7 protein-coding genes are annotated in these 15,953 nt (G+C 72.2%); all 7 read right to left on the bottom strand.

Going from position 1 to position 15,953, the window contains the following annotated elements:
- The coding region (locus JWP65_RS16420; RefSeq protein WP_299765647.1) for a peptidoglycan recognition family protein at positions 1–1,977 on the bottom strand (1,977 nt) is incomplete at its 3' end.
- 248 nt (positions 1,978–2,225) lie between these two features.
- Positions 2,226–3,347, bottom strand: a complete 1,122-nt coding sequence (locus tag JWP65_RS16415; RefSeq protein ID WP_299765645.1) for a M12 family metallopeptidase — start codon at positions 3,345–3,347, stop codon at positions 2,226–2,228.
- Positions 3,348–3,362: 15 nt separating this feature from the next.
- On the bottom strand, positions 3,363–7,934 hold the full coding sequence (locus JWP65_RS16410) for a hypothetical protein (RefSeq protein WP_299765643.1): 4,572 nt from the start codon (positions 7,932–7,934) through the stop codon (positions 3,363–3,365).
- A complete protein-coding gene (locus JWP65_RS16405) occupies positions 7,931–11,950 on the bottom strand; it encodes a hypothetical protein (protein ID WP_299765641.1) in 4,020 nt (1,339 codons plus the stop codon). The genes JWP65_RS16410 and JWP65_RS16405 overlap by 4 nt, the downstream gene beginning before the upstream one ends.
- A complete protein-coding gene (locus JWP65_RS16400; protein ID WP_299765639.1) occupies positions 11,947–12,975 on the bottom strand; it encodes a hypothetical protein in 1,029 nt (342 codons plus the stop codon). Before JWP65_RS16400 ends, JWP65_RS16405 begins: the two co-directional genes overlap by 4 nt.
- On the bottom strand, positions 12,972–14,993 hold the full coding sequence (locus tag JWP65_RS16395; protein WP_299765636.1) for a hypothetical protein: 2,022 nt from the start codon (positions 14,991–14,993) through the stop codon (positions 12,972–12,974). Before JWP65_RS16395 ends, JWP65_RS16400 begins: the two co-directional genes overlap by 4 nt.
- A partial coding sequence (locus tag JWP65_RS16390; RefSeq protein WP_299765634.1) for a hypothetical protein occupies positions 14,993–15,953 on the bottom strand: 961 nt, incomplete at its 5' end. The genes JWP65_RS16395 and JWP65_RS16390, both read right to left, overlap by 1 nt.

Raw genomic sequence — 15,953 nt, 5'->3', positions numbered from 1 at the left:
CGACGTCCCGGCGAACGGCACGGGAGAAGGCAAGGGTGCCGGGGGAGTGCCGAACCACGAGGGCGTCCACTGCCAGTCCAGCCCCGCCGGCCCTGCGACGGGCGCGGTGAGCCCGGAAGGCCAGTCCACCTCCTGGACCCAGCCGCGCTGGCCGGCTGCGGCTGGCTGGTAACCGACGATGGGGTCGGCATCCTGCTTGTCCAGCACGCGGCGCGCGACGCTGTTCATGGTGGGTGCGTCGTCATCGAAATCGCCGTGCGCCGTGGACTGGCTGGCCGAGGCGCCGGTGTCGGATGCACTGCGCGACCAGATCACTTGGTTGTCGCCCGTCTGCGCGGCGTCCAGCCCGAAGAACGCGCGCAGGGCCGCGTCGCCGCGCAGGCTCTCCTCGAGACCAAGGATGGGTGTCTTGCGCTGGTCTTCCAACGCATGGTGGATCAGGTACAGCAGCGACTTTCGGTAGATCCCCGAGCAGTTGTCGCGCAGCTCGAAGTCGCGCAGCATCGTGTAGATCGTCGTCTCGGCGGCCAGGCCGGCCTGCAGGCGCTTGAGCAACCGGGCCTTGAAGGTGTCGACCCGAACCGCCGGCGCCATGAGGTGCAGGGTCTTGAAGGGCGGGACGCCCAGATCCTGCACAGCCGGCAGGAACCAGGAGTGGAACACGGCGCCGGCGCTGTGGCCGACCGCGTGCAGCTCCACGCGCTGGCCGTGCTGGTCACAGAACTTCTTGAGCTGCTGCGCGACGTAATAGGCACCGCCGATCATCGTGCCAGGGCTGGGGCCATCGGCGGCGCGCTCGGCGCCCCATTTCATGCCGCCCCAGATGCGCGGTCCTTGCAGGGCGCGCGCGGCCTCCTGCACGAGGAAGTCGCTCAAACCGGTGAAGCCGCGCGCACCCTGGCTGCCGCGCTGGAGCAGCTGGCCGACGGTTTCGAACAAGCCCGTCTCCCACAGGAAGTAGATGGGATAGACGCCGTTGTCCTTCCACCATCGCACGTGTTTGTGGGCAATGCGAAGGCCCGCGCTTTCCGACACGAGGCCGCCGTGGGCGAAGAACACCACCCGGATCTTGTCCGCCGTACCCTCGGCCGCCCAGCGGGGCAGGTGCTGCTCGAAGATGGCGTCCACGTCTTGCGGCGTGGAGCTGGTCTCGCCGTCGCCGGACAACTTGCCGCCTCGCAGATTGACCAGGTGCGGGCGCAGGGCCGCCATGTCGGCCGGGTCGAGCCCGGAACCGCGCTGGGACTGATCGGATTGCAGGCCGGCGACCGGGTCCCCGCGGCCATGCCCATCGAGGTGGTCCTCGGCGCATTTGTGCTCCGCCTCGCCACCTTCGCCCGTGATGTCGGTGACGCGGCCAAGCGCACGCACCGCCTGCTGCACCGCCAGGTCGTCCTCGTCGGGGAAGGGCGAGCTCTCGGCGGGCTCGAGGTCGCGGGGTGCCTGCAGGTCCTGCCGCGCCGCCGCGACACCTTCGAGCACGTCCTGGAACCTGATCGCCGACCCGGGGCAGGTCTTGTTCGACATCATGTTGTGGAAGCGCAGCGTGCCGGGTTCGAGCCCGAAGCGTTGCTGCACCAGCGCGACCACCTTCAACACCGTGTCGCGTTGCGCGCCGCCGAAGGTGTCGTGTCCCGCGCCGGCGTCGAAGTCGCCCACCATCTCGAACATGAACGGGCCGGCGGCGCTGTTGCCGTTGTGCCCGCTGGCGCTGGCCGGGGGCAGGTTCCAGTTGCGTCCCAGCCAGACCAAGCCATCGGGGTCGATGGTGATGTGCTGTGCGATGTCGCTCCACCCGTTCGTCTGCGTATGGAAACGCCACATGGAGACGACCGACTCGTGGCCGCGGAAGTCTGCGTGCCGCGGCCGCCAGGTGTGGTGCATGTGCACCGCGTTGATCTTGCGCGTGAAGGGGAACTTGTGCAGCAGCGCGGCGAACTGGTCGGGCGTCAGGCGCTGGAAGGTGGGTGTGGGCATCGCAGGTTCTCCTTGGAGGGCAGGCGAGGGGGCACGCTAGCTGGGGGATGGCTCACGAGGCTGCGAGAGCGACCGCGGAGTGGCGACGGCGCCGGCGAGCATGGACTGTCTCTGGCCGGCGCGATCTGGACGTTCCCGCGAACGCACCGGATTGCATTGCTGGCCTCATGGAGTGAGCCATTCGTGGAGCAAGGCTGATTCTCGCGAGCAGGCGGTGCATGCGAACCATCCGCTTGGATGAACCGTAGCTAGTTCTCTGTGTCCGAGCCCGGCGAGCGCCTCGGGCTCTGCCGTTTCTTGACCCCCACCGAGTAGCTGCCGGTGGCCGAAGGCTGCTTGTGGCGTACCGTCAGCCAATACTCTCCCGGGTGCAGCTTGCGCACGATGCGCGCGTTGGACCCCTGGCCCCGGTCGTCGTCCCAGCTGATCACGGCGCCCCGGTCGCCGGGACCGTGCAGCGTCAGGATGGCGTCGCTTGGGCCCTCGGTGCTCATGATGTAAGTGGCCGCCTCGGGCACCAGGAAGCGGTACTCGTCCACTTCGCCGGCCGTGGCAAGCTCGGCACTCAGTCGTTGGCCTGGCGAGAGCTCGGTCATCGCCGGCGCGGCCCTGGGATACTGTCGCTTCATGAACTCGATGTCCATGGGCGAGAACTCGGTGTTCCAGCCGACCGCGTACGAACCGACCGTCAGCGCGTCGGGAATGGCGTACTCCATGATGGAGGTTGGGTCGAAGCCGGTATGGTTGGTGCTGTCCTCGCTGTAGACCTGGAAAATGTTGAAGTCCACGTCGTCCTTGTCCCACCCCTGCTGGGCGTAATAGGCGTAAACCTTGGGCTTGTCCCACGGGATCTGGCCTTGCGCCGCCGGGTTCTGGTGCTCGTGGATCATGCCCAGCGCGTGGCCGAACTCGTGGCGCACCACGCGCTGGTACTCGCGCAGTTCGGTGTCGGGGTCGAGCCAGCCATAGTTCATCGTGGCTGCTTGCGTGCCCACCGCCAGCGCGTCGGTGCCGACGGTCGACCACGAGAAACCCTTCTCGGCGAAGCTGACGCGGATCTGCGCGGCGCCGCTCGCCACGAACTCCAGCTTCAGGTTGGCCAGCGCCTCCCACTCCCTGGCGATGGCCCGCACCTTGGCCTGCACCGCGGCATCGCCGTCAAGAAACCTGACTTTCAGAGTGCGCCCGTTCTGCCACAGTTTCAGGCGCTCCACCGCTGCTCGCGCGCGGCCGGGGCCGGCGCGCAGTGGCGTCACGCGCAGGTTGCCGACGCGTTCGTTCGACGCCGCCTCGTCGCTGGACAGGGGGCCGCTCTCGCCGCCGCCGCGGCCGGGCACGAAGGGTGAACAGATCTTGCAGGTGTGTTTCATGGAAGCTCCTTGCTGTTACGGCCAGGTTCTGACCATCGCGTCGATCACGCGGTAAACGGGTTCGAAGCCGAGCGCGTCCGGCACGTTCTGCCAGACCGCGAGGAAGCGGGCACTGTCGCTCTTGCGCCGCAGGGTCGCCGCTTCGGAAAACACCGAGCCGACGAAGGCCGAGCCGCTGGAGGCGTGGCCGATCTTGCAGCCGGTCACCTCGAAGGAAAAGGCCTCCGGGTTGGCCACCTGCCCGAACCACGACCACACGCGGCCGGCCTCGAACATCGCACGCATGCGCTGGCTGGAGACCGCGTCGACCAGCTGGTCGCGGTGCATATGTGCCAGCAGGTTGGCCATCGGCAGCGCCGCCATCGCCGCGGACGAGCTGCCGTTGCGCGGATTGCCGCCGCTGCTGCGCGTGGACACCGGCACGTGGAAGTCGGACCAGCCGCCGTAGTCGGTGGCCATCCAGATGCCGGTGCCGCTGGCGGCGTCCAGGAAGCCGGCGGCTTCCAGCGCCCGGTTGACATAGCTGTAGCCCAGGCGGTGCATGGTGTCGCGCGGGCTGATGTTCTGGTCCTGCTCCGAGAAGATCCTGGCGACGTGGGTTTCGTGCGTGGAACTCAGGGCCACGCGGAACTGGTCCGCCCCGGTGGGCGTGGCCGTGAGCACCTGGCCGAAGCTCACCGCGCGCCAGCTGCCTGCCGGGATGCGCCGCACCGAGCGCTCGATGGCGGCGGAGAACTCGCGGCGCACGCGATCGAGGAACCCGGGGACGCTGCTGGCGGTGAGCGCGGGCGCCAGCGCGTTGACCTGCGCGACCAGCTCGAAGCTGGCGTACAGCAGCACCACCTTGAGCAGGCTGGCCGAGAAGAACATCTGCGTTTCGCGCACACCGGCGTAATCCATGGCGCCGGCCGGCGTGAGCTTCACGACGATCAGCGCGGCCTGGTCGAGCCGGCCCTGGTTGGCCGCACCCAGCGTGCCGCGCACGGTCGCGATGGCGGCCGCCAGTCTTGTGTTCTGCGCGGCGCTGGCTGCCATCTGCAGCGCGTAGGGAACGGTCGGGAACGGATTGCGCACGGCCGGCGTGGCCACGCTGGTGCCGGTGATGCGCATCGACCGCACGGCAACGCCTGGATGGCCGAGCACCAGGTTCTCCAGCGGGGCCGGCGCCAGCGCGATGTCGGCGCCAGCACGAACCACCGCCACCAGCAGCACCAGGCGGTCGGCTGCAACACCGGTGAGCTCGAGGTCGAACGTGGCGACGCCGGGGTGCGACGGGTCCAGCGTCTGGCCGGCAAGCGTCTGGCGGCTGCCGACGAGGCTCCAGCCGCTGCCCAGCGCCAGCGCGGTCGTGCCGCCGGCGGAGTTGAGCACCTGGTTGGCCGCGCCGGTCCAGGGCACGTTGCCGCCGGGCCAGGTGGTGCTGTCGTCGTGGCGCGCCGTCGGCGGCAGCTGCGGGTCGAGCCACTTGAGCAGTGCCACCCGGACCCCGGAGCCGTCCAGGGGAAGGCCGCGGTGCTGCACCTGCACGTCGACCTGGCTCGGTCCGGGCGGCAGGTCGCAAGACGCGATGGTACGGGCGCGATCCGGTAAGGCGGCGCCGAACTCGAGCAGGTCGGCACTGGCCGGCCGCGTGGCGCCCCAGGGCGCGGCGATCGCCCAGGGCATCTGCATGCTCTGCTCCCAGAAGGCCTGGTCCAGCCGCACCGTGCCTGGCGCCACCGTCGGCGCGCCCAGGCTGCGCAGGACCTCGCTGAACCAGTCGTCCCATTGCCCGGTCGGGCGCACCCGGATGTCACCGGTTCGCGCGCGAAGGGCGCTCTGGAAGCGGCGCAGCTGCTCGGCATCCAGCAGCGGCGATCCTTGGGTCCATGGCAGCGTGGCGGGCGTGGTGGCGGCCACGGACGCGCGGCGCGGACACACATCCGGACTGGCATGCCAGGAACGCTGGGTCGTGCCGTCGCGGCCCAGTGTCGAGGCGGTGGCCCGGTGCCGCAGGTCGTCGTCGTGGGCGCGCAGATAGGCAAGGTCGGCGACATCCGCCGTGTCCAGGCGCAGCTCCCAAACCCCGCGCGAGGCCAGAGCGGCGCGCAGCAGGCGCAGTCCGTCGAGGTTGTAGAGCGCAAGGTCTTCCACCGTCGCCTCGGGCAGCCCGTTGACGCGCGAGCTCCAGGTCCAGGTCGGCGCCGCCGGGTCGGCCAGGTTGCGCACGCCTTTCCACACGCCGATGGTGGTGCCGACGTAGACCTCGTCCGGGAAGGCCGGGTCGCAGACGATCGCCGTCACCGGCGCCGGCACGCCGTCGCGCCGCAGCCGGGTGGCGAACCAGCGATCGATGCCGTTGAACCACCACAGGGTGTCGACCTCGTCGTCGCCGGCCTTGCCGATGGTCCCAAGGTAGACCGCGCCGCGGCTGCCGCGGACGGCGGGTGGCTGGTCGGCTGCCGGCGGCGGTTCGAGGTTGACGGCCACGTCGGTCCACACCGCGGCGTCGCGGATCGGACCGTTGGCCTTGGTCTCGTCCTTCTTGTTCTTGACCCCGCGCACGATCACCGTTTCGGCGCTCCAGGTGCCGGGCCCGCTGGCGGTGTCGCTGCCGCCCGTGCGGGCGTAGCGCCGCAGCTGGCCTTCGCCGAGGATCCAGGCGACCTCGGGGCCTTGCCAGCGGCAGACGGTGATCTTCTGGCCGAAGCCGTCGTGGTCGAGGTTGCCGGGCGGCGGCGGCGTGCCGCCCGGCAGCGTGACCCAGCTGGTGCCGAAGTCCTCGGTGTACCAGACGCGCGAGGTGCCGATGACCAGCTGCGTGACCATCCGCTGCGCCGGTGGCGCTCCGGGCCGCTGCTTGGTGACGGCCGCCGGGGTCGAGTAGAAGGCGCAGCGGTTGTCGCGCTCCGCGGCCGTCAGCGGCAGCGCGAGCGCGCCGGGAAAGGAGCCCCAGTTGCCGCGGAAGTACTGCCGCACGTAGCGTGCCGGCTGGGTCGGGTCGAAGGCCACGCCGCCGCCATCGCCGTCGCCCTCGTGGAGCCACACCGCCCCCGAGCGCCGGCTGATGATGCCGTTGTCCTGCAGGCCGGCCACCACCAGACCCTCGCACACCGGGTGGCAGGTGATGTAGTTGGATTCCACCACCGACAGGCCCTCGTTCACCGCTGCGAAGCCGACCTGGTTGTCGATCCGGTCCGAGCGGTACACACCGCCGTCGCAGGCGGTCCAGAGCCGGCTGCCCCCGTTGCTGAACGCGAGATCGTGCACATCGGCATGCACGCCGGCGCCGATCATGCGGCTGGGTGTGGCGGGCAGGCCGAACACCAGGGTGCCGGCACCGTTGGCCGCCACGTCGGCCATCACGATGCCACCGTCGTCGGTGTTGCCGCTGGCCCGCAGGCGCTGGCCGGTGGGGGTGATGGCGGGGAAGGTGGCGCCGCCGACCACCACCCGGTCGGCCTGCGTCGGATGCACGGCCAGGGCGATGTCGTAGAACCCCTGGCGACCCAGCACGTCGGGCACGTTCGTGACCACGCGCACCGTCGGCGCCGCGGCGCTGGCACAGGCGATGCGCAACAGGCGCGGCACGCCGCTGCCGTCCTTCTTGCCGTGATCGTTGAAAAGGTAGATCTGGTCGGGCGCGGCCGCCGGGTCCGAGATGGCGAAGGTCGCGCGCCCGATCACCGTTTCGGTGAGTGCCGCCGAGGCGGGCGCCTTGGGCTGCAGCAGGCGCTGGAACGGGCCGGCATTGCCATCCCGTACCCACAGGCCGGTGTTGCCGCCATCCTCGACCCAGACCCACAGGCGTTCGGGGCGCGCACCGTCGCCGGCGGTCCAGAGCACGTCCGAGCACTTGGCGTCGAGACTGCCGAAGGGATCGGCGCCCAGGCGCTGCCAGCTGCCGGTGCCCTGGCGCTCGAACAGGCCGGTGGTGGTGGCTGCCACCACGCCGCTGCCGCCCGGCTGCAGGGCGATTCGGCATACGCCGTGACCCAGCAAGGTGTCGCCTTCGCGCGTCCAGGGGTCGTCCGACGCCGCCGCCGCCGGAGCCTGCGCACGCAGGATGCCGATGCCGCCCAGGGAATGCCCGGGCTGTGCATCGCGTCCGTGGGTGGTTTCGCCGGTCCCGACATAGACGAGCTCGCCGCCGGCGGCGTTCCAGTCGACCGCGATCGAACCGCAGGCATTGCGCTGCGCGGGTCGGTTGATGGAAGCCGGCGAGGGCGTGGCCGCCAGCCCGCCGAGCGTGCGCCAGTGCAGGCCGCCATCGGCCGAGTGCCACACCCCGCCGTTCGCGCTGGCCGCATAGACGCGTTCCCCAGCGGGGTGGACGGCCAGCATGTTGACGCGCCCGGCGATGCGCGTGCTGCCGATCACCTGGCCGTCGACGACCGTGTCGGGTCCGAGGGACTGCCACAGGTGCGTGCGCCCGCTCGCCGGAGCACGAGGCACGCCCGGCGTGGGCTGCGGCCCGCTGCGCGCGATGCGCCGGGCGCCCTCGGCGTCGAGCTCGACGCGATGGCGCCGCATGAACGCGCCACGGCCGCCGGGGTCGTCGCCTTCGCCGCTTTCGCCGCCGCCCGGCGGCCAGTCGTAGAGGCTCACGGCGTGCCCCCTCCGGGTTCGGCCGGCGCCACCCGGATCCAGCCCTCGCGCACCTCGGCCGGGCTGTCGGGCAGCAGAGCGGTCTGCGTGGCGGCGAGGATGGCGTCTGTGCGCCAGCTCGCCGGCGTGTCGCGCCAGAGGAAGTTCTGGTCCTTGCCGAACACCGACACCTTGGGCAGCCGCACCTGCCCTTCGGCGGCGAGGTCGGTCTCGACCAGTACGGGGCCGGTGCGCAGCGAAGGCGCGATCGCCGCCAGGCCGGGACCGACCCAGTCGCGCGCCAGCGCCAGGGCCTTGCGCGGCAGCACGCCGGAAGTCAGCGTGGCCTTGCCGGCGGGGTGCATCAGGATCGTCAGCGTGACGGTCTGGCCCAGGTGCAGCATCAGCGTGTCGGCATCGTCCGTGCCGGCGATGTAGGGGTGCGTGATGCCGCTGGCGGGTGGCATGCCGGCGGACTGCCCGAACACCCCCAGCTGGCCGCGGCTGCGGCCGGCCTGGGGCGCGGTGGCGGCGATCGCCTTGTCGACCAGGCGAAAGCGCGCATAGTCATCGTCGACGAAGAAACCCAGCACGCCGTCGTCGCTGCGCGTGAGCTCGCCGATGCGCACCGGGAAGGAATGGCGCGTGGCCTCCTGCTCGGCCAGCGCCCATTCGGCTGCGCGTTGCGGATCCGACAGGTCGATGTCCACCGGGGGCCGCAGCTCGAGCCGCAGCTGGGCGCGCACCACGGCGATCGGCCGGCCGACCAGCCCGGCCACGTGCTCGCTGCCCAGCGCGGCAAAGCTGTCCACCGTCCACAGGGTGGTGTCGATGGCGCGCAGCAGCGCGGACAGCGCACTCTCGTGCTCGCCTTCCTCCTGGCGCGCCGGCGCCCCGGCGCGGGCGGCGGCATCGGCGGCCACCAGCGCGGCGGCGAAGTCGGCCAGCGGCTTTTGCGCCGGCGCCAGGCCATGGTTCGGGGCGGCATCGGCCGGTCCTTCGCGGCCGGCGGCGATCTCCCACATCACGCCGCCGCTCACCGGCTCGTGCAGCAGTTCGCCAATCGGCGCGCCGTCGACGCCGAACACCTCCAGGCTCTCGTCGAGGTGGTCGGGCATGACGAAACCGGCCACCGGATTGACCTGCAAGGCGGGCTCGATCTGGTCCACGCGGGCCTCGGTGCCTTCCGCGCCAGGCGGCGTGGCCGCGTCGACCAGGCGGAACAGCCAGCGCGCCGGACGCAGCAGGCGCGGGCGCAGCAGCAACGCGCCTGGACGGTCGGCCAGCGTGGCGCGCGTGGGCGTGACGAGGCCCTCCACGGGCAGTTCCAGCGTGCGCCCGAAGGCATCGAGCAGGCGCGCGCGCCTGAGCGTCGCGCAGCCGGCCAGCAGCAGGTGCGGCGGCGCCGTCGGCGCCGGATGGCTCACCCCCGTGGCCGCCGTCGGCCGGTGCAGGCCGTCGCGCCCGGGCAGCCCGAGCAGCTGCGTGCGCAAGCCGTCGAGCGTGGCCGTCATCAGGTCGAGGTGCTTCACGGCGGTGTCGAGCGTGCGGTAGGCATCTTCCAGCTCCTCCTCGACCTGCCCGGCCTGGTCTTCATCGAGCGCGTCCTCGGCGGCCAGCCAGTCGGTGATGGCGTCGTGCAGCGTCCTGGCGGCACCGCTGGTGAGGAGGGCGCGGCCGCGCAGCGTGACGGTGGCGCCGGCGATGGTGGCGGTGGCGGCCACGGTGCCATCGAGGTCGACGGCGCCGAGCTGCCAGGCCTGCAGGGTCGGCGGATCGAGCCCCTCCAGCGCCACTTCCCATTCGATCCACATCGGCACCCAGGGCTGGCTCCAGGTGGTCACGCCGACCAGGTCGGGGTCGGCGCCCTTGTAGAGCGAGAACTTGCGCAGTTCGTCGGCCACCAGCGCCTGCTGTTGCCGCACGCCGGGCCGGACGACCTGCGCCACGGCCCGGGCGCCGGGCGAGGGCGCGCGCGCACGCACCGGATCGAGCACGGCGGTGGTGCCGTCGTAGGTGCCGTCGCGGCCGAAGCGCAGCACCGACTCGGCCGACAGCCGTGCCAGCAGCGCCTTGCGGCCGGCACCCGGCGGCGCCACCGCCGCGGCAATCCAGTCGTCGTGGTAAGGATCGTGCAGCAGTGCCTCGCGCGCCAGCGTCAGCACTTCCGGCGGAACCGAACCGCTGCCCAGCGAGCGGATGAAGCGGTCCTTCGCGATCACGCCCCCGATCTCGTCGATCACGTGCGTGGGCCAGCGGCAGGTGAGCTTGCCGTCGGCCGAGCCGCGCCCGTCGTTGCCATGGCGCAGGCTGCGGCCGGCGCCGCGCAGCGCCAGCATCGGCTCGGTGGGGAAGGTGAAGCGCGGCGCCGGCCGGTCGACCACGCGCGCCTCGGTGGGCGCGAGCACCTCGCCGACGCGCGAGCGCGCCAGGTCGTTGATCAGCGCCTCGGTGGCCTTGAACAGGTTCGGCTTGCCCTTCAAGGCGAAGTGCGTGTCGGCTTGCAGGGCCTTCGCACCCGGCGCCTGCGCCCCGGGTGCGCCCTGGGCGGACTTCGTGCGCGCCGCGAGGCCGACGCGCTCGCCCCGCTTGCGCCCCAGCCCCAGGCCCCCGGTGCCGCCGGTCTGCACGCGCTGCAGGTAGCGGTCCGTGCCGGCCGAGCCGGCCGGCAGCGAGGCGAAGGCGATGCCGTGCTCGTGCTCCTCGAGTTCCACGGCGCCGTCGGCCGCGCCCAGGCGGTTGACCTTCTGGGCGGTGAAGGCAGTGAGCAGCCTTTCGGTGGCGCGGCGCTGGTCAGGCGTCGCTTGCGCCGCGGCGAAGGCGGCCAGCAGGTCGTCCTCATGTAGCCCGAGCGCCACGCCGACATCTTCGGCGGCTGGGCGCCGGTCGATGGTGGCGGCGCCGCGCACCGGCACGCCGTAGATCGCGCCGTGCAGCAGCGCGCAGCGCAGCTGCCAGGCGGGGGCGACGAAGCGTTCGACCGCATCGCTGGCGAACGCCGACACCGCCACCCGCTCCTGCCGGGAAAGGAAGGTATTGTCGATCGGCACGAACGGGGCCGCGGCTGCGGCCGCGGGCGCGTCACGCGGCTTGGCCACGTGCGGCGGGCGCGGCTCGGACCAGCGCTCGGTGCTGGTCAGGCCGAGCGCCTTGCGCAGGTCGGCCTGCGCCTTCGCCTGCTGCTGCGTGCCGGCCTCGTCGCCCCATTCGTGGAGCAGGCGCCAGCGCAGGCGATCGAGCATCTCGTGCAGACTGTCGTTGCTGCGCGCCTGGTCGAGCGGATCGAGCGCCGGGTCGCTCCACCAGCCGGCAACGATGTAGCTGGCGCAGTCCTCGTCGATTTCCTGCGGCGCGAGCGTGGCCAGGTCGGCGAGCGGGTCGTGAAAAGCAAAGCGGTTGAGCACCGCGTCGTACACCCCCGACCAGCTCACCGCGCCGCCCACCGTGCCGGTGAGTTGCTCGCGCTTGAGTTCCTCGCCGACCGGCGTCGCCGCGGTCGAGGCCGCGCCGCCTTCCTGCCACTGCGCCAGCGGCACGGCCACCGCCCGATCGGCTTCCAACACCCAGCCGGCGAGCGCCGGTTCGCCGGCGCCGCGCGGCAGCACCATCCGCAGCACCACCCAGCGGTCTGGCAGGACGGGCAGGCCGAGCCGGTTGGCGCTGCCGTCGCCCACTGCCTTGAGCGATCCGCGCAGCAGCGCATCCGGCATCGCCCAGTGCAGGTGCACGCCGGCGGCGCGCGGCGATCCTTCGTCGAAGGGGTCGGGCAAGCCAGCCTCGATGGCCGTCGCGGCCTTGCCGTCGACATGCGCCAGCAGCATCGGCAGGCGCACCATGTTCTCGGTGCTGCCTGGTGCCACGTACAGCGCCTGCAGGTCGACCGGCACCAGCAGGCGGTGCTCGCGCAGCAGGAACTTGTCCCAGGTGGCGATCTCGCGCACGTCGAGCGCGGCGCGGTCGGCGGCCAGGAATCGCTTGCCGCGCAGCACCTCGCGCACGGCGGCGGCGTCGCGGGTGGCCCGTCCGCTCGTGCTCATGGCTGCACCTTCCCGAGCTGGCTGGCCACGGTGGCCTTCCAGGCGGAGAGCGACACCGTGGCCTTGAAGCGGTCGAGGGCGTAGAACTGCTGGCCCTGCGTGTCCTTCGGGTCGCCGAACACCTGCCGGTAGGGGAAGCGCAACATCTGCAGCGCGTACTCGTTCGGCTCGAGCGTGCCGCCGCTGTTCGGCGCCTTGGCCGCCAGGCGCTGGCGCAGCGCGGCGATGTTGATCACGCCTGGCGCGCCGGGCCGGAACGGCACGTCCACCGAATTGGCGGGCGTGAAATCGTCCACCGGCGGCACGCTGTCGCCGGTGGCGCAGTCGCGCACGTGCACCTTGGCGCGGCGCGCGTTCGGCGGGTCTTGCGGGTCGAGCCGGGCGCCGAACTGGATGCCCTGGCGCGGCTCCTCGATGTGCACCACCGCCGGCACGCCGTCGAACAGCACCAGCAGCACCGCCGGCGCCAGGCGCTCCATGCGCAGCACCTTCATGCGGCTGGGGTCGGATTCGGCAGCGGTGGTCAGCTCGTCGTCGGCGACCACGTCCTGTGCGTAGGCCCGCACGTGCAGGTTGGGCCAGCCCGATACTGCGCGCGAGCGCAGCAGGCACCCGGTGATGGTGCCGCTGCCAGCCTTCAGCAAGGCGGCGCCGCGCGGCTGGCGGATGGTGCGCTCGGCCTCGTCGACCTCGTCGCGGATGTGCGGGTAGACCGCCTCGAGCTGCGTGCGGTCGGCGCTGCTGATGGTGCCGACGCTGAGCGCGCCCTGCACCAGCGCGTCGGTCCAGGCGCGGTCGAGGTAGAAGAAGCGGATCGACTCCACCGGCAGCAGTTCGGCGTCGGGCACCAGGTAGCTGAAAGGCACGCCATGCAGCAGGCGCAGCCGGGCCAGGAAGCGGCGCAGCTCGCCGGGCACCACGTGCTCGCCGTCGTCCGGGTCGCGGTCGGTCGCCACGTCGGCATAGTTGGTGGCGGCCTTCACGGCTGCCTGGAGCGCGACCTGCGCGTTGATGAGCGACTTCATGGCTGGTCCTCCTCCTCGTCGGCGGGGGCGCTGTCGATCAGCGCGTCGAGGGCGTCGGACACCGGTGCGGCCCGCGCCGCGCGCGTGCCGCGCGGGGCAACGACCTCACGGGGCGGTGCGGCCACCCCCAGCGTGCGTTGCAGCTCGCCCTGCAGCGCGGCGCGCAGCGCCGGCAGCAGGAGCTTTTCGTTCTGGGCTTCGCCCGGCTGGACGGCCAGCGGCACGCGCGCCTGCTGCAGCGCCGGCAACACGCCGACCGCGTCGGCACGCTCGCGCAGCGCGGCCAGGTCCAGGCCCAGGCCGGCCGCCACCAGGCGATCGAGGTCGGCGTCCACGCGCAGCGGGCGGCCCGGGTCGGCCACCGGGCGCTGCGGACCGACCATGCGGTCGCTGTTCTTCGCCAGCACGGGCAGCACCTGCCGCGCAACGAAGCGGCCGATGTCGAAGCGCTCATCGCGCAGTTCGTGCAATTCGGGCAGCGCGAAGGGCAGCAGCTCGGCGAGGATCTCGCGCACGCGGCCGGCGCCGAACTGCTCGGCGCGAAAGCGCAGCAGCGCCGACACCACCGACAGCTGCGACAGCGCCAGCAGCCGGCCGATCTCGAAAGCGGCAGCCACCGACAGATCCTCGCGACCGTCGGGGATGACGCGGCGCAGCTGGTCGGCGGAATGCGCCAGCGCCAGCGGCTCGTCCTTCGCCGTTGAGTCGCGCGGCGTCGGGAACGGCACGCAGGGGCCGCGGTACCAGGCGCGCGCCTGGTCGCCACGGCGGGTGCGGTGGTCAAGGCCGATGTGGCCGGTCTGCACCACCTCGGGTTGCGCCCGTGCCGCCGGCGCGTCGGGCGCGCGCTCGGGTACCGTCCCGAGCAGCCCGACGTCCAGGTCCTGCATCAGCGTCTCGAAGGTGGCGCCCTCGCTGGTGGTGAACGACCAGTGCGCCAGCACCGGGAAGCGCAGCACCTGCTCCAGGGCGTACAGCTCGATGGGCAGGCGAAAGCCCTGTGCCATGGTGTCGCGCACCAGCCGCTTGGCATCGGGGTCGAGCGCGACGGCAGCGACCTTCTGCGTGGTCGAACTCCATTGCTTGCCGATGCCCGGCTGCGCCATCGCCGCGCCGCCGTCCAGCGCCGCCCCGAGCTTCGCGCCAGTCGCGGCGGCGGATCCTGCCAGCGGCGCGGCCAGGACGGCGGGCCGTGACGCGCTCGGGCCAGGCCCGCCAGAGGGCAGCACCACGTTGCCGAGTGCGACGTTGCCCATCACACGCGCGTCGGGCGAACTGGCGGCGCTCACCGTGGCGAGCACCGACCAGTCCTGCGCCAGGGCGAACTCGAAGCTGGTCACCGGCGGCAGGGGCGGGGGCAAGGCCGCGAGCTGGCCCTCCAGGTTGACCAGGCAGGCCATGTAGCGCACCGGCTTGTTGCCGGCCTGGTCGAACACCGGGAGCCGATTGGCCAGCACCACCGCGAGCCAGCCGTCGTCGTCGCCGTTGGCCAGTTCGGTATCGGTGACGTCGACCTCGCGGACGTGGGCCAGCAGCGGCAAGTCGTCCTGGCACGGAAAGATCTTCTTGACCACCGTCTCGGTGACGGCGAGATACAGGCCTTGCTCGACGTCCTTGTCGTCGGGCTCGAGCAGCGCGGTGCCGGCGGTGACGCAGTCGCGCACCGGCGTGGCGGTGGACAGCGTCGCCTCGCCTTCGGCGACCACCACCAGCGCGAGCCACGGCGTTTCGGAAGGGTTGACCGCCCCGGCGGGGTTGCGCTCCCAGGGCAGGCTGCGGCGCTTGAGCACGATCTGCGGCAAGCGGTCGCCGAAGGCCCCTTCCGCATTGGCCGGCGGGAAGCTGGAGAGGATCTGGTCGGTCGGCATCGTGTAGCGCGGCGCCGCCACCTGGATGTGCGTGCTCTCGGGCTCCACCTCGAAAGGCAGGCCAGTTTGTTCGGTGCGCAGTTCGTAGCGCCCCGCCGTGACTTTGGGCATCACGTTGGAGTGCAGGATGAAATGGCCGGTTTGCGGCATCAGCGTCGTCCTCCGTGTTTGCGCGGGGCGGCACCCGCGGCACCCGCGGCACGCGCCATACGCCGCGTCAACGCCGCCACGGCCGTGCCGCCCTGGGCGCGCGCCTTCGCGGTGGCGCGCTGGTCGGCGCTGCGCGTGGGCGCCACCCAGGCCAGCCGGCTGGCCTCGGCGCCTTCGGTGGGATTCACTGTGGCGAAAGGCTGCATCGCCGCATCGAGGCCGCGCGAGGAGATCAGCGCCACCGCCCCGGTGGCGTCGACGTCCGCCGAGGCCATCACGCCGACCAGCGACCAGCCGGCGTCGCTGGCGATCGTCACCACCACCGGCTGGTCGCCGTCGGGCACGATGTCGTAGGCCAGCACGCTGCGGTTGTCCATCGCCAGCAGCACCGGGGCGAGGTCCTTGCTGGCGGCGTCGCGGGCGCGCGTGGCCCCGTCCAGGCCCAGCAGCAACTGCCGCGCGGCCACCGGGTCGCCCGCGGCGGCCGGGTCGTCCAGCGCGACCAGCACCGTGCGCTGTGCCATCGAGAACGAGGTGGTCACCGTGCTGGTGCCGCGCGCCAGCTCGGCGCCGCTGACCCAGCCGGCCTCCAGCCGCTCGGGGTGCAGGGCGAGGCGGTCGCCTACCGCGTGCACCACGCAACCGGGGGCCACTGCGGTGGACCAGCCGGCGTAGGGCAACTGCATGCCGGCGTGCCAGCCTGCCAGCCCGAAGTGCGGGCCGGGAGCCGCGCCGCCGCGCACAGCCACGCCCTGGCCGATGGCGACGATGCGCTCGGTGCCGCGCGGGATGTCGAGCGCGGCGCGTTCCAGGCCGGGGCCGATGAGGGTGTCGGTGAGCAGCCTGCCGCCGTGCGTCAGCAGCACCACGCGCGCCGGTGCGCCGCTCACCGCCAGGCGCGGACGGCGGCCTTCCGGGGCGGCGTCGGCGCGTGCATTGGGCAGCTTGAGCACCACGGTC

The sequence above is a fragment of the Ramlibacter sp. genome (genome assembly GCF_028292805.1).
Taxonomy (GTDB): Bacteria; Pseudomonadota; Gammaproteobacteria; order Burkholderiales; family Burkholderiaceae_C; genus Ramlibacter.
This window is presented reverse-complemented; position numbering and strand designations above follow the sequence as displayed.

Coding starts and splice junctions, on each gene's coding strand:
- JWP65_RS16415 (WP_299765645.1), bottom strand. CDS start 3,347: ATGAAACACACCTGCAAGATCTGTTCACCCTTCGTGCCCGGCCGCGGC.
- JWP65_RS16405 (WP_299765641.1), bottom strand. CDS start 11,950: ATGAGCACGAGCGGACGGGCCACCCGCGACGCCGCCGCCGTGCGCGAG.
- JWP65_RS16400 (WP_299765639.1), bottom strand. CDS start 12,975: ATGAAGTCGCTCATCAACGCGCAGGTCGCGCTCCAGGCAGCCGTGAAG.
- JWP65_RS16395 (WP_299765636.1), bottom strand. CDS start 14,993: ATGCCGCAAACCGGCCATTTCATCCTGCACTCCAACGTGATGCCCAAA.